This window comes from Paracoccus sp. P2 (assembly GCF_046335115.1).
GTDB classification, from domain to species: domain Bacteria; phylum Pseudomonadota; class Alphaproteobacteria; order Rhodobacterales; family Rhodobacteraceae; genus Paracoccus; species Paracoccus pantotrophus.
The window spans coordinates 16,605-37,378 of sequence record NZ_JBGOSN010000033.1; the positions used below are offsets into that span (position 1 = coordinate 16,605).

Annotated in this window: 25 protein-coding genes, 1 tRNA gene and 1 pseudogene; 4 read left to right on the top strand and 23 right to left on the bottom strand. The window is 68.4% G+C overall.

Annotated elements, in window-relative coordinates:
* Positions 1–209: 209 nt before the first annotated feature.
* Positions 210–764 carry a gamma-glutamylcyclotransferase gene (locus ACDP63_RS17770; RefSeq protein WP_024844551.1) on the bottom strand — a complete coding sequence of 185 codons (555 nt, stop codon included), beginning with the start codon at positions 762–764 and terminating at the stop codon, positions 210–212.
* Positions 765–841: 77 nt separating this feature from the next.
* Between ACDP63_RS17770 and ACDP63_RS17775 the strand changes: the two genes are divergently transcribed.
* The gene (locus ACDP63_RS17775; RefSeq protein WP_256233555.1) at positions 842–1,864 is read left to right on the top strand and encodes a DUF2125 domain-containing protein; all 1,023 of its coding nucleotides are present in this window, start codon (positions 842–844) and stop codon (positions 1,862–1,864) included.
* Positions 1,865–1,875: 11 nt separating this feature from the next.
* Here the strand turns inward: ACDP63_RS17775 and ACDP63_RS17780 are convergent, their stop codons facing one another.
* From ACDP63_RS17780 to yajC, 11 genes are all read right to left on the bottom strand, one after another.
* The gene (locus ACDP63_RS17780) at positions 1,876–2,811 is read right to left on the bottom strand and encodes a prephenate/arogenate dehydrogenase family protein (RefSeq protein ID WP_024844549.1); all 936 of its coding nucleotides are present in this window, start codon (positions 2,809–2,811) and stop codon (positions 1,876–1,878) included.
* Complete coding sequence (hisC, locus tag ACDP63_RS17785) at positions 2,811–3,914, bottom strand: histidinol-phosphate transaminase (protein WP_024844548.1); 1,104 nt, start codon at positions 3,912–3,914, stop codon at positions 2,811–2,813. Before hisC ends, ACDP63_RS17780 begins: the two co-directional genes overlap by 1 nt.
* Before the next feature lie 193 nt (positions 3,915–4,107).
* On the bottom strand, positions 4,108–4,626 hold the full coding sequence (locus tag ACDP63_RS17790) for a DsbE family thiol:disulfide interchange protein (protein WP_024844547.1): 519 nt from the start codon (positions 4,624–4,626) through the stop codon (positions 4,108–4,110).
* A 13-nt stretch (positions 4,627–4,639) separates the two neighbouring features.
* Positions 4,640–4,783, bottom strand: a complete 144-nt coding sequence (ccmD, locus tag ACDP63_RS17795) for a heme exporter protein CcmD (protein WP_024844546.1) — start codon at positions 4,781–4,783, stop codon at positions 4,640–4,642.
* A complete protein-coding gene (locus tag ACDP63_RS17800; RefSeq protein WP_024844545.1) occupies positions 4,780–5,505 on the bottom strand; it encodes a heme ABC transporter permease in 726 nt (241 codons plus the stop codon). The genes ccmD and ACDP63_RS17800 overlap by 4 nt, the downstream gene beginning before the upstream one ends.
* 52 nt (positions 5,506–5,557) lie before the next feature.
* Entirely contained in the window at positions 5,558–6,214 is a 657-nt protein-coding gene (gene ccmB, locus ACDP63_RS17805) for a heme exporter protein CcmB (protein ID WP_024844544.1), read from the bottom strand.
* A gap of 55 nt (positions 6,215–6,269) precedes the next feature.
* Positions 6,270–6,902 (bottom strand): heme ABC exporter ATP-binding protein CcmA, encoded by a 633-nt coding sequence (gene ccmA, locus ACDP63_RS17810; RefSeq protein ID WP_024844543.1) that lies wholly within the window; start codon positions 6,900–6,902, stop codon positions 6,270–6,272.
* Positions 6,899–7,255, bottom strand: coding sequence for an Mth938-like domain-containing protein (locus ACDP63_RS17815; RefSeq protein WP_024844542.1), 357 nt, complete (start codon positions 7,253–7,255; stop codon positions 6,899–6,901). Before ACDP63_RS17815 ends, ccmA begins: the two co-directional genes overlap by 4 nt.
* The gene (gene secF, locus ACDP63_RS17820; RefSeq protein ID WP_409928376.1) at positions 7,255–8,247 is read right to left on the bottom strand and encodes a protein translocase subunit SecF; all 993 of its coding nucleotides are present in this window, start codon (positions 8,245–8,247) and stop codon (positions 7,255–7,257) included. Before secF ends, ACDP63_RS17815 begins: the two co-directional genes overlap by 1 nt.
* 12 nt (positions 8,248–8,259) lie before the next feature.
* On the bottom strand, positions 8,260–9,924 hold the full coding sequence (secD, locus tag ACDP63_RS17825; protein ID WP_028710318.1) for a protein translocase subunit SecD: 1,665 nt from the start codon (positions 9,922–9,924) through the stop codon (positions 8,260–8,262).
* Between the two features lie 16 nt (positions 9,925–9,940).
* Positions 9,941–10,273, bottom strand: coding sequence for a preprotein translocase subunit YajC (yajC, locus tag ACDP63_RS17830; protein WP_024844539.1), 333 nt, complete (start codon positions 10,271–10,273; stop codon positions 9,941–9,943).
* A gap of 286 nt (positions 10,274–10,559) precedes the next feature.
* Here yajC and mazG point away from each other — a divergent pair, with 286 nt between their 5' ends.
* Both mazG and ACDP63_RS17840 read left to right on the top strand, forming a co-directional pair.
* Positions 10,560–11,315, top strand: a complete 756-nt coding sequence (gene mazG / locus ACDP63_RS17835; protein WP_051419631.1) for a nucleoside triphosphate pyrophosphohydrolase — start codon at positions 10,560–10,562, stop codon at positions 11,313–11,315.
* Positions 11,316–11,361: 46 nt separating this feature from the next.
* A complete protein-coding gene (locus ACDP63_RS17840) occupies positions 11,362–12,228 on the top strand; it encodes a phosphotransferase family protein (RefSeq protein WP_231486744.1) in 867 nt (288 codons plus the stop codon).
* Here ACDP63_RS17840 and dusA read toward each other — a convergent pair.
* From dusA to ACDP63_RS17855, 3 genes and pseudogenes are all read right to left on the bottom strand, one after another.
* Positions 12,212–13,222: a tRNA dihydrouridine(20/20a) synthase DusA gene (gene dusA, locus ACDP63_RS17845; RefSeq protein WP_074990643.1), complete on the bottom strand. Its 1,011-nt coding sequence runs from the start codon at positions 13,220–13,222 to the stop codon at positions 12,212–12,214. The genes ACDP63_RS17840 and dusA overlap by 17 nt on opposite strands.
* A 275-nt stretch (positions 13,223–13,497) precedes the next feature.
* A pseudogene (locus ACDP63_RS17850) lies at positions 13,498–13,917 on the bottom strand (outer membrane protein); the annotation flags it as partial.
* A gap of 518 nt (positions 13,918–14,435) precedes the next feature.
* Positions 14,436–14,512, bottom strand: a tRNA-His gene (locus ACDP63_RS17855).
* A 115-nt stretch (positions 14,513–14,627) separates the two neighbouring features.
* On the opposite strand from ACDP63_RS17855, the gene ACDP63_RS17860 reads away from it, so the two are divergent.
* A complete protein-coding gene (locus ACDP63_RS17860; protein WP_024844535.1) occupies positions 14,628–14,855 on the top strand; it encodes a DUF6324 family protein in 228 nt (75 codons plus the stop codon).
* On the opposite strand, the gene ACDP63_RS17865 is transcribed toward ACDP63_RS17860, so the two are convergent.
* The 8 genes from ACDP63_RS17865 to ACDP63_RS17900 form a co-directional block, all read right to left on the bottom strand.
* Positions 14,836–15,312, bottom strand: coding sequence for an MmcB family DNA repair protein (locus tag ACDP63_RS17865; RefSeq protein WP_024844534.1), 477 nt, complete (start codon positions 15,310–15,312; stop codon positions 14,836–14,838). The genes ACDP63_RS17860 and ACDP63_RS17865 overlap by 20 nt on opposite strands.
* A gap of 328 nt (positions 15,313–15,640) precedes the next feature.
* Positions 15,641–16,552 (bottom strand): YdiY family protein, encoded by a 912-nt coding sequence (locus ACDP63_RS17870; protein ID WP_024844533.1) that lies wholly within the window; start codon positions 16,550–16,552, stop codon positions 15,641–15,643.
* 423 nt (positions 16,553–16,975) lie between these two features.
* Positions 16,976–17,278 carry a hypothetical protein gene (locus ACDP63_RS17875; protein WP_024844532.1) on the bottom strand — a complete coding sequence of 101 codons (303 nt, stop codon included), beginning with the start codon at positions 17,276–17,278 and terminating at the stop codon, positions 16,976–16,978.
* An 82-nt stretch (positions 17,279–17,360) separates the two neighbouring features.
* A complete protein-coding gene (nusB, locus tag ACDP63_RS17880; RefSeq protein ID WP_024844531.1) occupies positions 17,361–17,861 on the bottom strand; it encodes a transcription antitermination factor NusB in 501 nt (166 codons plus the stop codon).
* Entirely contained in the window at positions 17,858–18,409 is a 552-nt protein-coding gene (locus ACDP63_RS17885) for a 6,7-dimethyl-8-ribityllumazine synthase (protein WP_024844530.1), read from the bottom strand. The genes nusB and ACDP63_RS17885 overlap by 4 nt, the downstream gene beginning before the upstream one ends.
* 4 nt (positions 18,410–18,413) lie before the next feature.
* Entirely contained in the window at positions 18,414–19,532 is a 1,119-nt protein-coding gene (gene ribB, locus ACDP63_RS17890) for a 3,4-dihydroxy-2-butanone-4-phosphate synthase (RefSeq protein WP_024844529.1), read from the bottom strand.
* Positions 19,522–20,100, bottom strand: a complete 579-nt coding sequence (locus ACDP63_RS17895) for a hypothetical protein (RefSeq protein WP_024844528.1) — start codon at positions 20,098–20,100, stop codon at positions 19,522–19,524. Before ACDP63_RS17895 ends, ribB begins: the two co-directional genes overlap by 11 nt.
* On the bottom strand, positions 20,100–20,693 hold the full coding sequence (locus tag ACDP63_RS17900) for a riboflavin synthase (protein WP_024844527.1): 594 nt from the start codon (positions 20,691–20,693) through the stop codon (positions 20,100–20,102). Before ACDP63_RS17900 ends, ACDP63_RS17895 begins: the two co-directional genes overlap by 1 nt.
* Between the last annotated feature and the right edge of the window lie 81 nt (positions 20,694–20,774).

The window sequence follows — 20,774 nt, forward strand, 5'->3', positions numbered from 1 at the left end:
CGAGAATTGCGGTGGCGCCGGGCCGGCCCCGCCCGCGCCCCCGTCGCGCGTCGCCGCCAGCCGGGCGGCGCGAGAGCGGCGGCCTTCCGACGCGGCGGGCGGCCCCTCGGGCGGTTCGGCGTCAGTTCGGGACAAGTTCCACCCCCTTGCTGTTTTCCGGGCCGACTGTAGAGGCCGGACCCGCGCCTGCCAAGCGCCCTCGCGCCTGTCTATTTCCCGCCGGGCTGCAACAGCCCGCGGACCTGCCGCACCAGTTCGGCCATGGCCCGGTCCTCGATGCCCATCTGCGCCAGATGCCGGGCGGTATTGAACAGGTAATCCGCGTTCGGCCCCCGCCCGCCCTGCGCCAGGGCGATGATGCGAGCCTGTTCGTTCAGTTCCAGCGGGCCGGCATATTGGTCATGGTCGCGCCGGATCACATAGGTGATCGCCTCGACGCCGCGGCCGTCCTCCAGGACCAGCGGCAGGAAAAGCTCGGCATAGGCGTTGGTGGTCAGTTCGCGCGCGCGCAGCCCGGCCAGCGTCTCGTCCCAGTCCGGCTCGGCCACGCGCAGGGCCAGGCCCCGGCAATGCGCCCCCGGATCGGCATCCAGGCCCAGCACCAGGCCCGGCCGCTCGCTTGTGCCGCGATAGACGATCGAGCGCAGGCAGAAGCTGCGGGCATAGCCGTCCAGCCTTGCCGGCACCATCTCGGCCACGGGAAAGCCCGGATCCCACATCAGCGAGCCATAGGCAAAGACCCAATGCTCCGGCCGTTCACCCATTCTTTACCCCGGCACCCTAGATAATTCGGTCAGGAAAAACTTAGGACAGCGGGATCGGCGTTCCAAGACGCCATGACATGCGCGAGGACAGGATGCGCCGATTGCTAGCCCCCCTGATCGTTCTGGCCCTGGTCCTGGGCGGCCTGTGGCTGGGTGCAGAAAGCCTGGCGGCGCAGCAATTGCGCCGGATTGCGGCCGCGCAGCCCGCGGCGAAGCTGGAGACGGTGCAGGAATTGCGCGACCCGCGGCGGCTCGGGGTGCGGGCCCTGGCGGTGGAGATGCAGACCGATCTCGGCCGCGTCGAATTGTCGCAGGCCGAGCTTTGGCTCAGCCCGCTGCGGCCCAGCGAATTGCGGCTGGCGCTGCCGCCCCGCGCGGTGCTCGATCCCGGTTCTGGTCCGCTGGACCTGGGCCTCGGCGATGCCGCCGCCCGGCTGCGCGTGCAGCCGCTGAACGGGCTGGCCATGGCCTCGGCCCGGATCGAGGCCGGCCCCCTGACGGTCGAGGGCGCGGCGCTTGCCACGCGGCTGCGTGCCGACGCGGTGCGGCGCGATCTCGACGCGGATGCGCCGGCGGGTGCCGCGGCGGCCTATGACCTGGATATCAGCCTCGACGATCTGGAGCCCGGCCTGTTCGCGACCCTGCCCCTGCCCGGCCGGCTCAGCCTGGCCGCCACCGGGCGGGTCTGGCTGGATGCCCTGCCCCGTCCGGCGACGTTGGACCCCGACCGGTCGCCGCTGCCTGTGGGCTTGCGGCTCGACGATGCCGAACTGCGCCTGGGCGCGGTGCAGGCACGTATCCTGGGCCGGATCGAGGCGGATGCCCAGGGCCGCGCCCGGGGCCGGCTCGTGGTCTATACCAGCGATGCCGAGTCGCTGTTGCAGGCCGCCGCCACGGCCGGGCTCATCCCGCCCAGGGTGGTGGTGCTGGCCGGCACCATGCTGAAGAGCATCTCGGACCTGCCGCTCCCCGAGGATGCCGGCCTGCACTTCCCCCCCGCGGCCGAGGGCGAGCTGCGCTTGCCGCTGAACTTCGCCGATGGCAGGATGAGCCTTGGCCCGATGGTGCTGGGCCCGGCCCCGACCTTCCCGCGGCGCTAGGGCCCCCGCCGCTAGGGTTTCGGCGCCTCGCCCGCGGCCAGGCTGCGGCCGAAATCGGGCGCCGCGGTATCCTGCCCGGCCTCGATGATGCCGCGCCGGATCGCCCGCGTGCGGGTGAAGTAGTCGTGCAGGTGCTGGCCGTCGCCCATGCGGATCGCCCGCTGCAGCACGAAAAGCTCCTCGGTGAAGCGGCCCAGGATGTCCAGCACCGCCTCCTTGTTCTGCAGGAACACGTCGCGCCACATGGTCGGGTCCGAGGCGGCGATGCGGGTGAAATCCCGGAAACCCGCGGCGGAATACTTGATGACCTCGCTTTCGGTGACGCGCTTGAGGTGATCGGCCACCCCCACCATGGTATAGGCGATCAGGTGCGGCGTATGGCTGGTCACCGCCAGCACCAGGTCGTGATGGGCGGCATCCATCGCCTCGACATTGGCGCCCATGGCACGGATCAGCGCCGACAGCCGCTCGACCGCCGCCGGATCGCTGCCCTCGATCGGGGTCAGCAGCCACCAGCGGTTGCGAAACAGCGAGGCGAAGCCCGAGCGCGGCCCGGAATGCTCGGTCCCGGCCAGCGGATGGCCGGGGATGAAATGCGCGCCCGCGGGGATATGCGGCGCCACCGCCTCGATCACCGCCTGCTTGACCGAGCCCACATCGGTCACGGTCGCGCCCGGCTTCAGATGCGGCGCGATCTCGGCCGCGACCGCGCCCATGGCGCCGACCGGCACCGCCAGCACCACCAGATCGGCACCTTGCACCGCCTCGGCGGCGCTTTCGGCCACGCGGTCGACCAGCCCGATCTCGGCCGCGACGGCACGGGTCTCGGGGCTGCGGGCATGGCCTACCACCTCACCGGCCAGCCCCGCCTCGCGCATGGCAAGCGACATCGAGCCGGCGATCAGCCCCAGCCCGATCAGCGCCACGCGATCATAGATCACGGCCATCAATGGCTTCCCGCCCGCTCGGCCATGAACTGCCCGATGACATGGGCCACGCGCCGGCACGAGGCCTCGTCGCCCACGGTGATACGCAGGCAATGCGGCAGGCCGTAGCCGGCGACGCGGCGCACGATCAGCCCCTGAGCCTTGAGATAGTCGTCGCAGGCCTCGGCCGTCCCCGCATCGGCAAAGCGCGCCAGGACGAAATTCGCGCAGGACGTGTCCGAAGGCACCCCCTTCTCGGCCAAGGCCTCGGCCAGCCAGGCGCGCAAGCGGGCGTTCTCGACCTGGCAGCGGGCGATATGCTCGCGGTCGCGCATGGCGGCTTCGGCGCCCTCCAGCGCGACATTGGACAGGTTGAAGGGGCCGCGGATGCGGTTCAGCACATCGACGATCTCGCGCGGGCCATAACCCCAGCCGACGCGCAAGCCCCCAAGCCCGTAGATCTTGGAAAAGGTCCGGGTCATGAACACGTTGGGCAGCCGGCTCGCCAATTCGGCGCCGCCATCGTAATCCTCGACATATTCGGCATAGGCGGCATCGACCACCAGGATCGCCTGCGGCACGGCGCGGGCCAGCCGCTCCAGTTCCGGCAGGCCGATCATGGTGCCGGTCGGGTTGTTCGGATTGGCGACGAAGACCAGCCGCGTGCGCTCGGTAGCGCCCGCGATCAGCGCGTCGATATCGGTGACGCGGTCGCGCTCGGCCACCTGCACCGGGGTCGCGCCGGCGGCATGGGCCGAGATGCGGTACATCAGGAAGCCGTGCTCGGTGAACAGCACCTCGGTCCCCGGCCCGGCATAGGCCTGGCACAGGAAATGGATGATCTCGTCCGAACCCACGCCGCAGATGATACGGTCCGGGTCCAGCCCATGCACCTCGCCGATGGCGGCGCGCAGCCCGGCATGGTCGGTATTGGGATAGCGATGCAGCGCATGGGCGGCGCGGATCACCGCCTCGCGCGCCTTGTCCGACGGCCCGAAGGGGTTCTCGTTCGAGGAAAGCTTCACGACATTCTCGACCCCGGCCACCTTCGAGGCCCCGCCTTCGTAAAGCGAGATCTCCATGATGCCGGGTTGCGGAGCGATGGTCGTCTGGTTTTGCGACATGGCGGCCCTCTTGCAAGCCCGGCCGTCTTAGCGCCCGAAGAAAGGCTTGGAAAGCCTTGTCGGCCCGTGGCCTTCACCGTTTTCCAAATACTTCCGCGACAGTGCGCAGGCTGCGCCGACGGCGCCGCGCGCGCCCCAGGCTTCTTCGTTCCGAAAATACCCCAGCAAGGCCGCAGCCAAGCCGGCGCCGCCGTCACTCGGCCGCCAGCGCCTTTTCCAGCTCGGGCAGGAATCGGTTCGTGTAATCCTCGCGCACCAGCGGCCCGGCATGGCGGTAAAGGATGCGTCCCGAGCCGTCGATGATGAAGGTTTCGGGCGGCGCGGTCACGCCCCAATCGATCGCCACCCGGCCGCGCGGATCGGTGGCCAGCGCGTGATAGGGATCGCCATGTTCGGACAGGAACCCCAGCGCGGCGCCCTCGGGATCCTTCAGGTCGACACCATAGACCGGCAGCCGGGCCGAAAGCTCGGTCAGCGTCGGATGCTCGGCGCGGCAGGGCGGGCACCAGCTGGCCCAGAAGTTGACCAGCTTCACCCCCGGCTGGCGCAGCATCTCGTCGGTCAGCTGCACCTTGCCCGGCAGCGTGGTCTCGCCGACCGCGGGCGCCTCGCGCCCGATCATGGCCGAGGGCAGCGCGTCGGGATCGTCGCGCAACAGCGCCCAGCCGGCAAGAGCGGCGAAACCGGCAAAGACCGCCACCGGCAGCAGCATCATCGGCGATATCCTAGCCACGGCGTTCATGCTCCTGCAATTCGCGGCGGGCGCGGGCATTGGCCAGCACGGTCTGGACGACGATGCCGACCAGCAGCACCAGGCTGGCGCCATAGGCGGCCAGGACGGTCCCGGCATATTTGCCAAGTTCTGTCATGCGCGGTTCTCCCTTGCCAGCAGGGCCGCCAGGCGGCGGCGGCGGATCTCGGTCCGGGTGCGGACCAGCAGCAGCGCCAGGAACAGCAGGAAAAACCCCGCCATGGTCAGGTAGAGCGGATAGCGATAGACCGCCGACATCCGCTCGCCCGGCGCCATGGACAGCGAGGCGCCCTGATGCAGGCCCTGGTTCCAGAAGTTCACCGCATAGCGCGACAAGAGCGCAAAGACCGAGCCGACCAGGCACAGCACCCCGGTCAGGTCGGCGGCGCTGTCGGGATTCTCGACCGCCCCCCACAGCGCCATGTAGCCCAGATAGAACAGGAACAGGATCAGGAACGAGGTCAGCCGCGGATCCCATTCCCACCAGGTGCCCCACATCGGCTGGCCCCAGATCGCCCCGGTGATCAGCGCGATCAGCGTCATCACCGCGCCGACGGGCGCAGCCGCCTTGGCGGCCAGCGCGCTGACATGGTGGCGCCGCACCAGCCAGATCAGCGAAGTCACCAGCATCATCAGCCAGATGTTGATCGCCATCAGCGCCGCGGGCACGTGCAGGAAGATGATCTTGACCGTCGATCCCTGCTTGTAGTCCTGGGGCGTCAGGAAGCCCCAGACCAGCCCCGCCACGGTGCAGACCGCAGCAGCCGCCACCACCCAGGGCAGCACGGCGCCCGAGGTGCGCATGAACTTGACGGGGTTGGCATATTCCCAGATTGACATGTTCGCTTCCTAAATCGGGCGCGGCGCCCGCTCAAGTGGCCAGTGGTCGCGTTCACCGCAGATTGACACGCAGCGCAGCGGCTGCGGCAAAGGGTGCCAGGGCCAATGTGGCCAGCGTGATCGCCGCCAGGAAGACCAAAGGCGTCACCGGATCGGCCCCTGCGGCACCTCGCCGCACCGCCTCGGCCCCGAAGATCAGCGTCGGCACGTAAAGCGGCAGCACCAGGAGCGACATGAGCAGCCCGCCGCGGCGCAGCCCCACCGTTACCGCCGCACCGAAGGCGCCCAGCATCGACAGCGCCGGCGTGCCCAGCATCAGCGAGGCGACCAGCCAGGGATAGGCCGGCCCCGGCAGATGCAGCAGCAGCCCGAAGACCGGCGCCGACAGCGCCAGCGGCAGGCCCGTCACCAGCCAATGCGCGACGGCCTTGATCGCCACCGTCCCCTCCAGCGGCAGGGGCGCGGTGGCCAGCAGGTCCAGGCTGCCATCCTCGAAATCCAGGGCGAAGATGCGGTCCAGAGACAGCAGGCAGGACAGCAGCGCCCCCACCCACAGGATGCCCGGCGCGATGCGGGAAAGCTGGCCGCCCTCGGGGCCGACGCCGAAGGGAACCAGCGTGCAGACGATCAGGAAGAATGCCAGCGCCAGGCCGAAGCCGCCGCCGGCGCGCGTGGCCAGCCGCAGGTCGCGGATCAGCAGCGCCTTCATCCGCCCGCCCCCGTCCGGCCATTGCTCATCCGCCGATCCTCCACCCGCCCGCTCCTTATCCGAATGCTTCGTTGAAGCCGGCCGGCCGGGCTTCGCGGCGGGCCTGGCTGGCGCGATAGGGGCCAAGCTCCAGGATCTCGGCCTCGGGCAGGCCCAGTTCGATATGGGTGGCAATCACCGCCGCCCCGCCCCGGCCCAGATGGGCGCGCAGCATGGCGGCGAACAGCGACACCGAATCGCGGTCCAGCGACACCGTCGGCTCGTCGAGCAGCCAGACCGGGCGGCCCGTCACCATCAGCCGCGCCAGCCCCAGCCGCCGCTTCTGCCCGGCGGACAGCGCATGGGCCGGGCGGTCGGCCAATTCGCGCAGGTTCATCGCGTCGAGCGCCCCGGCAATATCCTCGCCGCCAAAGATCTCGGCCCAGAAGCGCAGGTTCTCGGCCGCGCTCAGCGCCGGCTTCAGCCCGTCGGAATGGCCGGCATAGGCGATGGCGTCTGGCGCGGCCTCGATCACGCCCGCAACCGCGGGCTGCAACCCGGCCAGCGTGCGCAGCAGCGTGGTCTTGCCGATGCCGTTCGGCCCGCGCAGCACCAGCGCCCCGCCAGCGGCAAGGTCGAAGCTGACGCCCTCGACGGCACGCAGCCCGCCGCGCGCCACCGCCAGGTCGCGGACCGCAAGCAGGCTCATAGCGGGACCAGCGCGCAGGCCACGCGCCGGCCCTCGGACAGCGTGACGTTGTAGCTGCGCGCGGCCGAGGGCGAGCTCATCGGCTCGGCCATGATCCCGGCCGCTTCCAGCGCGGCGGCCAGCTCGGGCGGCGGAAAGGCGATCTCGGCCCCCATGCCCAGGAAAAGCACGTCCACCCGCCCGGCCAGCGCCAGCAGGGCGGCGCGGTCATCCAGCCCGCCCCAGGGCTGCACGCCCTGCGCGGTGACGATCACCGCGCCGTGATGCGCCACGCCGCCGACGCGAAAGAAGCCGGGGCCGTAGCCGTCCACCGGCACGGCCCCGGAAAATTCCGTCGGCACCATCATGGGCATCAGGGCACATCCCGGAAGGCGGCGGGAATGTCCTCGCCCGGCGCCTTTTCGCTGGGGCCGGGCTTGGACCAGTCGCGCTTGACGCCCAGCCACAGCACGATGTTCTTGGCGACATAGATCGTCGAATAGCAGCCCACGATCACGCCCCAGAGCATGGCGATGACGAAGTCGCGGATCACGTCGCCGCCGAAGATCAGCATCGCGGTCAGCGCGATGGCGGTGGTGACGGCGGTCATGATGGTGCGCGATAGCGTCTCGTTGCAGGTCAGGTTCATCAGGTCGAGCAGCGGCCGCGTCTTGTACTTGATCAGGTTCTCGCGCAGCCGGTCGAAGACCACGACCGTATCGTTGCACGAAAAGCCCAGCGTCGTCAGCAGCGCCGCGATGGTGGTCAGGTCGAAGCGCAGCTGGAACAGCGAGAACAGCCCGACCGTCAGCAGCACGTCATGGATCAGCGAGATCACCGCCCCCAGCGCGAACTGCCATTCGAAGCGCAGCCAGATATAGAACATGATGCCGATGGTCGCCGCGCCCACGGCATAGAGCGCAGTCTTGATCAGCTCGCCCGAAACCTTGGGCCCGACCGATTCCACCGCGGCAAAGACCACCTGCGGATCGACGGTGTGCAGCGCCGCCTCGATCTCGTTCAGCTGCTCGAGCGTGACCGATCCGGTCTCGTCCGTGGTGCCGATGCGGATCATCGCCACATGCTTGGTGGTGCCGAAGGCCGGGTCGAAGACCTCGGTGATCGAGACGTCGCCCAGGTCCAGGTCATTGAGCGCCTGCCGGTAATCGCCGACATCGAAGGCCGTCGGGCTTTCGGTGCGGATGGTGGTGCCGCCCTTGAAGTCGATGCCGAAGTTCAGCCCCATCACCAGCAGCAGCAGGACCGAGCCGACCATGGCCGCGGCCGAGACGCCGAAGGTCAGCCATTGCCAGCGGAAGAAGTTGAAGCTGGTATTGTCGGGAACGAGTTTCAGACGAAATGCCATGGTCCTGCTCCCTTACAAGATCAGTTCTTTGGGCTTGCGCCATTCCAGCCAGAACACGATCATCAACCGCGTCAGGTAGATGGCGGTGAAGACCGAGGTGACAAGGCCGATGGTCAGCGTGACCGCAAAGCCCTTGACCGGACCCGAGCCCAGGAAGAACATCACCGCGGCCGCGATGAAGCTGGTGACGTTGGCGTCGATGATCGCCGACATCGCCTCGCCGAAGCCGTCGTCGATGGCCTTGACGATGCGCTTGCCGGCGCGCAATTCCTCGCGGATGCGTTCGTAGATGATGACGTTGGCATCGACCGCCGTGCCGACGGTCAGCACGATGCCGGCGATTCCCGGCAGGGTCAGCGTCGCCCCCATCATCGACATGACCGACAGGATCAGGATGACGTTGACGATCACCGCGATCGAGGCGAAGACGCCGAACAACCCGTAGCTTGCGACCATATAGGCCACCACGGCGACCGTGGCGATGATCGAGCTGAGCCGGCCGGCGTCGATCGAATCCTGCCCCAGTTCCGGGCCGATGGTGCGTTCCTCCAGGAAGGTCATCTGCGCCGGCAGGGCGCCCGCGCGCAGCAGCACGGCCAGCCGGGTCGATTCGTCCACGTTCATCGCGCCCGAGATCTGGCCCGAGCCGGTGGTGATCGCCTGCCGGATCACCGGCGCCGAGATCACCTGATTGTCCAGCACGATGGCGAAGGGCTGGCCGATATTGGCCGAAGTATAGGCCCCGAATCGCTTGGCGCCCGACGGGCCGAAGCGGAAATCCACCGCCGGCTGGCCGTTCTGGTCGAAACTGGGCCGGGCGTCGGTCAGTTCCTCGCCGGTGACGACCGGGTTTTCCTCGATGACATAATAGACGCCGGGCTCGTCCATCGAGGGCAGCAGCACGTTGCCGGTGCCGGGACGCGCATTGGCGTCGGCGGTGCGGCTGACCACCGGGTTGAAGGTCAGCTTCGCGGTGGTTCCGATCAACTGCTTGAGTTCCTCGGCCGAGCCGATGCCGGGCACCTGGATCAGGATGCGGTCCTTGCCCTGGCGCATGATCGTCGGCTCGCGCGTGCCGACCTCGTCGATGCGGCGGCGGATGATCTCCAGCGACTGCTGCACGGTGCGGTCGTCGGTCGCGGCCTTTTCCGCGTCCGAAAGCTGCACCGTCAGCCGGTTGCCCGAGGCCGAGATCGCCAGGTCGCTCTGCCCCGCCCCGGTCAGCGAGGTGACGGGCACGGCCAGGCCGCGGGCGATCTCGACCGCCTTCGCCATCTGATCGGGGTTGCCGATCTCGACCGCCAGCTGGCCCTCGGGCGCTTGGACGCGGCGGACGGCGCCGACCACGTCGCGCTGCGCCGCCAGCGCGTCGCGCAGTTCCGGCCAAAGCGCATCCATCCGCGCCTTGTAGACATCCTGGACATGCACCTCGCCCAGAAGATGGGCGCCGCCGCGCAGGTCGAGGCCCAGATTGACCAGCCCCGAGGGCAGCCAGTCCGGCCAACCGGCGCGGGCGGCGGCGTCTTCCTGGGATTCGAACCCGTTGCGTTCGGCGGCGGTGACGGCGTCGTTATGCTGCTCGACCTTGGTATAGAACAGGTTCGGCATGGCATAGAGCAGACCCAGGGCGACGAGCCCCAGGATCAGCAGACGCTTCCAGAATGGGATGTCCAGCATGGCGGGATGCGGTTCTTCAGCTGTTGGCGGCGGCGGGTTGGGTGCGGTTCACCAGCCCGGTCACGGTCGAGCGGATGACGCGGACCTTGACGCCGGGAGCGATCTCGACCTCAAGCTCGTTGTCGCGCACCGAGGTCACCTTGCCGATCATCCCGCCCTGGGTGACGATCTCGTCGCCCTTTTTCAGCGCCTCGACCATGGCGCGATGTTCCTTCACGCGCTTCTGCTGCGGGCGGATCATCAGGAAATACATGATGACGAAGATCAGGATGAGCGGCAGGAACGAGGCGAGTCCTGCAGCGCCGGAAGCGCCTCCGGCGGCCTGGGCATAGGCGGGGGTCACGAGCATTCAGTCTATCCCTGTGCTGACGTTCTCCGGGAGATCCCCCGGCGGAATTGGCGCGCACCCTATCCGCGGCTCGGACCGATGGCAAGAAAGCCCGGACCTTGGCGCGGGGCGGGTGCGACCTGGGCGCGCCGTGGACATGGGGCCGCGCATGTGGCAGGTCAATGCGACGAGCCGACCAAGGGAGATCACGATGGCCGAGGACAAGGCGCCCCACCCCGCGCCGGACCATCCCGCACTGGCGCGCGATGCGACGGACCGCACCGGAATCCGCCGGCTGCTGGCGATCATGGCCGCGCTGCGCGATCCGCAGACCGGCTGTCCCTGGGACATCGAACAGGATTTCGCCTCGATCGCGCCCTATACCATCGAAGAGGCGCATGAGGTCGCCGACGCCATCGCGCGTGAAGCCTGGGACGAATTGCCCGGCGAGCTGGGCGACCTGCTGCTCCAGGTGGTTTTCCACGCGCAGATGGCGGCCGAGGCGGGCATGTTCGACTTTGCCGATGTGGTCGAGAAGATCTCGGACAAGATGATCGACCGCCACCCGCATATCTTCGGCAACGAATCCCGCGACAAGTCGGCCGCCCAGCAGATCAGGGATTGGGAGGCGATCAAGGCCCGCGAACGCGCGGCCAAGGCGGAACGCGGCGTGCTGGACGGTGTGGCGCTTGGCCTGCCGGCGCTGACCCGCGCGGTCAAGCTGCAGAACCGCGCCGCCCGCGTCGGCTTCGACTGGCCGGGCCCCGCCGAGGTGCTGGACAAGATCACCGAGGAAAGCCGCGAGCTGGTCGAGGCCAGGGGCGGCTCCGATCACGCCCATTTGACCGAGGAATTCGGCGACCTGATGTTCGTGATGGCGAATCTGGCCCGGCATCTGGAGATCGACCCCGAGGAGGCGCTGCGGCTGGCCAATGCCAAGTTCACCCGCCGCTTCCGCGCCATCGAGGCCGCGCTGGCCGCCCAGGGCCGCCGCCCCGAGGACAGCGACCTGGCCGAGATGGACGCGCTGTGGAACGAGGCCAAGGCTGCCGAACGCGCCTGATCCCTCGGCCGCCCTGCCGCCGCTGGCCGGGATCGAGCCGCTGCGCGTGGTCCGCAACCGGCCCGACCGGCTGGTGGTGCAGATCCGGCTGGACGGCCGGCCGGCTTGGCTCAGGCAGTTCCGCGGCGCCGATCCGCCCGCCGGCGTGGCACGGGCGCAGGCGCGGCTGCGCCAGGCGGCCGAGGTGCTGGGCCAGGATCTCGACGCCGTCGCCCCGCCCCTGCTGGCGCTGCCCGAACAAGGCATCCTGATCACCGCCCCGGCACCGGGCCGGCCCGTCGCGCATCTGCTGGCCGAGGCCGGCCCGGCAGAGCGCGCCGCGCTGATCGCCCGCATGGGGTCATGGCTGCGCCGCCTAGCCAGCGCGACGCGCAACCGCGGCACGTTCGGGCCGCGCTTCTGGCTCAATGGGCTGGAGGCCCGGATCGCCGCCGCTTCGGGCGACTGGATCGACCGCGACCTGGTGGCAGGCCATATGCAGCGGATGCGGGCCGAGGCCGCCCGGCTGCGCGGCGCCGCGGTCGAACGCGGGCTTTGCCATGGCGACCTGACGCCCGACAACCTATTCGTGGACGAGCCCCGGCCCGGTGCGCTGCGGCTGACCGCCATCGACATGCAAGGCGCGACCGAGATGGCGCTGGCCCGCGACATGGCGCGGCTGCTGGCCTGGCTGGAAAGCCGGCGCGAGCAGCCGCCGGCACTGGTGCGGGACGGCATCGCCCTGCCCGACTGGCAGGCCCTGACCGGCGTGCCCGGCCTGCTGGCACCGGACCAGGCGCCGATCCTGCGCTTCCTGATCGGGGAGGTGATGCTGGCCTATTACCTCGACAGCGCCCGGCAGCGGTTGCGGCGCCGGGCCCTGGTCCGGGCAATGCGGGCCTGGGCCAAGGCCGAGGTCACGCCGGCGCCATGACCTCGGCCAGCGCCGCGTCATAGACCGCCAGCGCCTCGGCCCGGTCGCGGGCCCGCGATGCGCCTTCGGACAATTGCCGCCGCCAGCCGCGCGCGCCGGGCCGGCCATGGAACAGGCCCAGCATGTGCCGCGTCGCCTGATGCAGCCGCCCGCCCGAGGCCAGATGCGCGTCGACCAGCTCGCGCAGCGCCCGCGCCGCCTCCAGCGGATCGGCAAAGCGCGGCTTCTCGCCCCAGAGCCGGTCAGCCTCGCCCAGCATGTCCCATGGCTGGTGATAGGCCGCGCGCCCGACCATCACCCCATCCATCGCCCGCAGGTGATCGCGCACCGCGTCGAGCGAGGCGATGCCGCCATTGATCGACAGGTGCAGGTCGGGAAACGCCTGTTTCATGCGATGCACCAGCGGATAGTCCAGCGGCGGGATCTCGCGATTCTCGCGCGGGGACAGGCCCTGGAGCCAGGCCTTGCGGGCATGGATGGTCATGCGGCGCACGCCCACGTCGCGCATGCGGGCGATGAAATCGGGCAGCACCGCCTCGGGCAGCTGATCGTCCACGCCGATACGGCATTTCACCGTGACCTCGACCGGGCTCGCTGCAACCATCGCCGCGACGCATTCGGCGACCAGGTCCGGCCGGGTCATCAGCACGGCGCCGAAACAGCCCGACTGCACCCGGTCGCTGGGGCAGCCGACGTTCAGGTTGATCTCGTCATAGCCCCAATCGGCGCCGATCCGCGCCGCCTCGGCCAGCTGCGCCGGGTCCGAGCCGCCCAGTTGCAGCGCCACCGGATGCTCGGCCGCGTCGAAATCCAGCAGTTTCGCCCGGTCGCCGTAAACCAGCGCCGGGGCGGTCACCATCTCGGTATAAAGCAGCGCGCGGCGCGACAGCAGCCGGTGGATGCGCCGGCACAGGCTGTCAGTCCAGTCCATCATCGGCGCGACAGAAAGCCTTGCGCTGTTGTTTCTGTTGATGAAATCTTCCGTTTCAGCCATTTTTAGCACTTGCTGCGCCGCTTGATCCCGTCTCGTTCCCGCCTGCGCCTGCCAGGAACGCAGGGCCCATGGCAAATCCCAGGGAACCATCACCCGAGCGCCGTTCCTGGGACGGCATCGCCGTCTATACCGCACCGGCACCGGCTGCGCCACCTTGGGGATGCGGCCGCCGAAATCATCAAGAAGGCTTCCTGCATATTGAAAAGCCGCCCATCCGGGCGGCTTTGATTGTCGCGACAACTCTTGGCCGGTCATAAACGGCCGGTCGGGTTTTGTCAGAACCGATACGACGCCCGGATCTGGACCATATCCGCATCAAGGTCGATGTTGGTGCCGTCGATATCCGAGAAATCGGCATGGCTGTACTCCAGGCCGGCCGAGAAACTGTCGGTCAAAAGGAAATCGGCGCCAATGCCATAGGTCAGGCCGGTTTCCTTGGCATCCTCGTCCGAAAGACGCGCGGCACCCAGGGTCACATAGGGCTGGAACTTGCCCATGTCGTAGCCGGCACGGGCGCGCAGGCGCCACAGGTCCGCGCTGCCGTCGAAATCGTCATGCTCGACATTGTTGTAGTCCAGTTCGCCGCCCAGGACGAACTGGCCGAAATCGTGCAGATAACCAGCATGCAGGCCAAGCGCGTCGAAATCGCCCGCATCGACCGTAACGCCGGGGACCGAGGCGTCGAGGCTGCCCTGCCCGTATTGAACACCGGCATAGAACCCGGTCCAATCGACATCGGCACGGGTTTGAGCGACGGCGACCGGCTACTCAACGACAGGAGCGACATATCCCCCGGCAAAGGAGGCGCCCGCAATAAGGCTGGCCAAGGCGGCATAGAATGCAGTTTTAAACTTCATATCTCCGTAAGTCATGCGAATGCTCGCCGGCGACGCATACTGGCAAAGCCGTGCCCGGAAAAGCGGCAAGGAAGCGGAGAGGCGCGATGTGATATTTTTATGACACGCGCATTTGCATGCCATGCCTGCGCCGGGGTTTTCAAACCGCGCCCGACGTTTCCGCGCCCATAAAACGAATGCCGGGAACAGGCCATCCTTGCGGCGGCACCGCAGGCCGCCTGCCCCAAGCAACCGAACGGGGCCCTGCCCTCCTGGAGCGGGAATCACGCGGGCGCAAGCCGTACTGCATTCGGGCGGGTCGTCCCCGGCAGGGTTTGCGATCCGTCCGGCTTCTTCTGCTTGGTGCCTGGTTGCGATGGTACCGCCTCCCCGGCTCGAACGGGGGACCCCCAGATCCACAATCTGGTGCTCTAACCAACTGAGCTAAGGCGGCACAGGCGGGTATCTAGCGCCAGCCACCGGGCTGCGCAAGCCCGTCTTGCCGGAAATTCGCATGCGGGTTAAGGAAAATCCCCGGATCCACGAGGCCGGGCGCCAGGAGAGACAGCATGAGCATCAACAGCCAAAGCGACATCGCCGCCAATCTTCAGATCGGCCCCACCGACCGCGGCATGGTCAGGATCTATGTCGAGGCCGAGAATGTCGACCTGCCGCTGGACTTCGACCCCGACGAGGCCGAGGAAATCGCCGAGGAGCTGCTGGCCGCCGCCGAGGCCGCGCGCAGCATCGGCGGCCCCTCGAAACCCGGCAAGGACGTCAGGAAGCCGCGCCGCTGATTCCCATCGGATCGGTCAGCGCCAGCAGCCGCGCGGTCGAGACGCGGGCGATATCGCGCAAAAGCCGGCTGCGCCGCGCCCCGGCCAGCCGCGATTCGGGGGCCATGCGAACCAGCTCGGCCCCCCAGCTGTCGGCGCGGATCAGGCCCGAACCCTCGGGCAGCAGGTCTTCGGGGAAATCGGCATCCACCGCCCAAAAGAAGCGATCGCAGAACTCCAGGTAGCCCTGCCATTTGCGGTCCGAGATGAAATCGGCCCGGCAGCTCTTGCATTCGACGACCCAGATCTCGCCCTTGGGCGTGACCGAGATCACATCGACCCGCAGCCCGCCCGCGGGCACGAATTCCGGCAGCGCGGCATGGCCCAGCCCGGCCAGCATCCGCGTCACCCCGCGCGCCAGCCGCTGACCCGGCAGGGCGGGCAGGACATCGGCGGTCGGATCGGCAAGGCTGGTCATGCACCCACCATGAACGAAAGGGAAACATTGCGCAAGCCCACCCCGGCCTTGCGGCGTGTCGGCCGCCGTCCTATCTATGGGGCTGGCGGGTTTCTGCTCTTCTCGTGTGCGGCCATCTTTCTCACTGGCCTATAACTTCACCGAGGGGGCTGGCTCTGTCGGGGCCCTGGTCCCGTTATCCGGCGCCCACCTGGATATCCAGGCTTTCGGGGAAACCTGCGCCGCCACGGTCGCTGCGGTTCCCGCCACCGCCTTTCCCTGCGTCGCCAATAAAAAAAGGGCGACCCGAAGGCCGCCCCGGAGAGAGGAGGGATCTTCTTCTGCCTGGTCAGAAACCGTAGACCAGCGACACGCCCAGCGTGTTGTCGGTGCGGATCGCGCGGTCCGAGACATATTCGGTCTTGTAGGACACGCGGGTCGCCAGGGCATCCGACATCTTGAAGTTCAGCCCCAGCTCGTTGGTAGCCGTGTCGTTGCTGTCCGAGGTCAGATAGTCGGTGTCGTTGGTCAGGAAGAAATTCTCGTTGATGCGGTGATAGAACCGCGACGACAGGATGTAGCCGACTTCGGTGTCGGAAACGAAGGGATCGTCGGCGGGTTCATCCAGGTCGACCTTCTTGGTGTAGCGCACGCCGACACCGGCCTGCACGCGCCAGGCGGTGGTGTCGCTGTTGATGATCCGATAGCCCGGACCCACGCCGAGGAAGGCGTCGCGCTTCAGCCGGCCCTCCTGGTCTGCGATCTCTTCGGCGGTCAGCCCGTCGAAATCGCCGGCCAGCCCGTCGGTCGCCACGCGACCCAGGGCAAAGGCATAGAAGCGGTCGTTGATGTTGTAGAGACCGTCATAGATGACATAGGTCTTTTCGGTATCGGTATCGCCGTCGTCATCCTCGCCATATTCCAGCAGGATGCCGACCGATTGCGAGAACGCGCCCTGGTTGTGCGACAGGCGGCCGGCCAGGCTGAAGTCCTGGTTCTCGTTGTTGCCGGTGCGGCCGGCATAGGTCAGCGCGACCGAGCCGAAGGTGCCTTCGCGGCGCTCGGGATTGCCGAAGCGATAGGCGTCGGACGAGCGCTCGAAATCGTCGCGCACCGCATCCTCGACATCGCGCATCTGTTCGTTGACTTCCGTGATCCCGGCGGCGTCGGCGCCCGTGGCGATTTCGGATTGCGCGAAGGCGGGGGCCGAAAATGCGGCGGCCAGGGCCGTGGCACCGGCGAGGTAAGCAAGCGTCTTCATTGTATCAGTCCTTTTCCGAACCGTTTCGTGTCCGCGGCGCCGCCCTTGCGGAACCACGAGCATCTCTGCTGGCTCAGAGGTAGAACCGTCATGCCCGACGATAAAGAGGTCCGGAAAACTGCGCCGAACCTCGCAAAAACGTGAAATTCGGCGGGAACCTGCCCATCGGCGGAAAACGGATCATGCGAAATCGTGATGAAACCTTTTCGCCTGCAGGTTGCACGGCAATTTTTGCCCCGGTCTCAGCCGGGTAACAGGACACCACATGGCTCACGAAATATGACAATCTTCCACGTTGCGGAAGCCGGCTCGGATTGCACAAAAAAAAGGCGCCCGACAGGCGCCTTTCCGAGATGGAATTGTTGCGAAAGGTCCACAGTGGCAAGGCAAAAATGCAGCGCCGCTTCCGAGCCGCCGCGGCGATCAGCGCGGGCCTGCGGCGGGGACCAAGGCCGGCGCCGGACGCCGCCGAATCCGCTGCCGCAGGCCGCCGCCGCGGCCTTCCTTGCGGGCCATCAGCATGATCCGGATGCCGAACTGCACCCCCGAAAACAGGATGGTGTGAAAGACGACCAGCATCAGCACCGCCATCCAGCCGCCGCGCGTGGCCGTCACCAGGTGCCGCAGCGTGCCGACATCCAGCGCCAGAAGCAGCGCGGTGAACACCAGCGCCAGCGCGAAGCCGATGGCGATGCTGACGATGTAAAGCCGGACGAGTTGCGGCATCTTCTTTCCCGGAACAGACAAGCCTGGCCATTCTAGCGCGGATCGCGGCAGAGCCCGAGAAGAAAATCCCGCGCGCCCCGCGTCAGAATGCCTCGGGCCGGGCTTCGCGCGCCATATGGTCCAGCACGGCATTGACGAATTTCGACTCGCGCCCCTCGGCGAAGAAGGCCTGCGCCAGGCGGACATATTCGGCGATGACCACCTTGGGCGGGGTCTTGGGCGTCACCAGTTCGGCGCCCGCGGCACGAAAGACCGAGCGCAGCACCGGGTCGATGCGGTCGATGGGCCATTTTGCCACCAGTGCGCGGTCGGTCATCTGGTCGATCCTGGACTGCCAGGTGACGGCATCGTCCACGATTCGGGTGAACAGCGCCTGATCCGCCTCGGCCGAGACGATGTCGTCGTCCTCGTCCTCGCGGCCGATGCGCCAGTTCAGGAACTCGCGCTGCACCCGGTCGGCGGACTGGCCGCCCGCCTCCATCTGGAACAGCGCCTGCACCGCATAAAGCCGCGCGGCCGCGGCGCGGGCCTGCCGCGCCTGCCGGTCGCCGTCGCGGCGCGTCTTGTCGCCCGGCCCGCTCATGCGTTGCCCGGCCCGTCGATCTCGCCGGCCAGCCGGATCACGTCGCGCGGCACCGAGGCATCGCCGCGCGGCGATTGCCCGGCCCAGCCGCGCTTGAGCGCGATCAGATGCAACGCCGCCGCCGCCGCGCCGCCGCCCTTGTTCTGGCCCTGCGGATCGGCGCGGACCTCGGCCTGGGCGGTGTTCTCGACCGTCAGGATGCCGTTGCCGATGCAATGGCCCTGCAGGCCCAGCAGCATCAGCCCGCGCGAGCTGTCGTTGCATACGGTGTCGTAATGCGTCGTCTCGCCCCGGATCACGCAGCCAAGCGCGACATAGCCGTCATAGAGATTGCGTCCGCCCGCCAGGGCGATGGCCGTGGGAATTTCCAGCGCGCCGGGCACCTCGACCAGATCGACGGTGGCGCCGGCGGATTCGGCCACGGCGCGCGCGCCGGCAATCAGCCCGTCGGCGATCTGGCGGTAATAGGGCGCGACCACGATCAGCAGGCGCGCGCCGCCCTCGATCCGGGGCAGCGGCAATTGGTCATGTTCGATGCTGGCGGCCATGGCGTCACTCTTTGGGAATCGAACGGGTGGAATGGATCGAAAGCCCGTAGGCGTCAAGCCCGACCACCTTCACCGGCGCCGAATTGGTCAGCACCACCAGCTCCGACAGCCCCAGCGCCGAGAGGATCTGCGCCCCCAGCCCGTATTGGCGCAGCACATGCGAGGAGACCTCGTCCTGGCGCGGCAGGCGCGGCTCGAGGTCGCGGAACAGCACCACCACGCCCCGGCCCTCTTCGGCGATGATGCGCATGGCGGCGTCCAGGGTGCCGGCATTCTCGCGCCCGATCCCCAGGACGTCGTGCAGCGGGTCCAGCACATGCATGCGCACCGGCACCGGGCCGGGCGCGGTCAGGTCGCCCTTGGTCAGCACGATATGCTCGGCCCCCGAGGTCTCGTCGGCGAAGATGCGCATCATCCAGTCGCCGCCATGGATCGAATGCACGGCGCGCTGGCCGCGCTCGGCGATCAGGTTGTCGTGGCGGCGGCGATAGGCGATCAGGTCGCTGATGGTGCCGATCTTCAGCCCGTGCTTTTGCGCGAATGCCACCAGGTCCGGCAACCGCGCCATGGTGCCGTCCTCGTTCATGATCTCGCAGATCACGCCCGAGGGATTCAGTCCCGCCAGCCGCGCCACGTCGACGGCCGCCTCGGTATGGCCGGCGCGCACCAGCACGCCGCCCTCGCGGGCGCGCAGCGGAAACACGTGGCCGGGCGTGGCGATGTCGGCCGCGCCCTTGCTGGGGTCGATGGCCACCGCGACGGTATGGGCGCGGTCATGGGCCGAGATGCCGGTGGTCACGCCCTCGCGCGCCTCGATGGACATGGTGAAGGCGGTTTCGTGCCGGCTGGAGTTCTTGGGGCTCATCAGCTGCAGGCCGAGCGCGTCGATGCGCGCGCCGGGCAGCGACAGGCAGATCAGCCCGCGGCCATGCGTGGCCATGAAATTGATCGCCTCGGGCGTAGCCATCTGCGCGGGGATGACCAGGTCGCCCTCGTTCTCGCGGTCCTCGTGATCGACCAGGATGAACATGCGGCCGTTGCGGGCCTCGTTGATGATCTCCTCGATGGGAGAGATCGCGTCGGACCAGTCGCGTTCGACCGGTCCCGGCTTTTCATATTGCATCCGCCGCTCCTGCAAAGAACTTCCGACCGGTGACGAAACCCGCCAGACCGCCCGCCACCATCATTTCCCGCTCATGTTCGGTCTCGCCGATCATCAGCACCGCATCGCCGGGCAGGCCCTGCGCCCGCAGCCAGCTTTTCATCCTGTCCCGGACCGCCGACCAGCTGTCGCCGAAGGGCGGCAGCCGTTCGGCCGAGATCGCCCCGATCTGCACCGCGATCGCATCCGGCGCAAGCCCCGGCGCGCAGCCCAGATGCGGCACGGCCGCGCTTTCAGCGATGCGCCGGCGCTCGGCCGCGCCGACGGGCTGCCCGTCGCGGAACACCCCCAGCGCATTCGTCGAATAGAGAAAGGCCACCAGGTCGCGCCCGGTCGTCGCCCGCACCCCGGCATAGGTCTTGTAATCCAGGCCCAGCGCCTTGGCCCGGCGCAGCTGCAGGCGCACCACCTCGACCGGCAACCGCGCGCCCAGCAATTCGCGCCGCGCCACGGACCAGGCATGGGCACGAAAGCCGCGCCCCGCCTCGGGGGACAGCGCCGGGCCGCGGTTATGGCCGATCCCGGCCATCACCCCGCCTCGGCCAGCCGCGCGACATAGCGCGCCAGCGTGTCGATTTCCAGGTTCACCGCGTCGCCCGGCCGCGCCGCGCCCCAGGTGGTCACGGCCTGGGTGTGGGGGATGACGTTCACGCCGAAACGCTCGCCCTCGACCTCGTTCACCGTCAGCGAGGTGCCGTTCAGCGCCACCGAGCCCTTGGGCGCGATGAAGCGCGCCAGCGCCCTGGGCGCGCGCAGGGTGATGCGGGTGCTGTCGCCCTCGTCGCGCATCTCCTCGATCAGCGCGACGCCGTCGACATGGCCCGAGACGATATGACCGCCCAGCTCGTCGCCGACGCGCAGCGCGCGTTCCAGGTTCAGCCGCTTGCCGGGCGCCCAGCCGTTCGCACCGATATTGGTCTTCGAGATGGTCTCGGCCGAGATGTCCACGTCGAACCAGTCCGCCCCCTTCTCGACCACGGTCAGGCAGATGCCGTCGCAGGCGATCGAGGCGCCCAGATCGACCCCCGCCATCTCGTAATGGCAGGAAATCCGCGCCCGCATGTCGCCGCGCATCTCGACGCGGGAAACCTCGCCGATATCGGTGATGATGCCGGTAAACATGGACGCTCCCTTCCTGTGGCTGCCAGAGAACTAGAGCCTTGGCGCACGATCTTCAAGCAAAGCCGCAGCCGCGGCGCCACG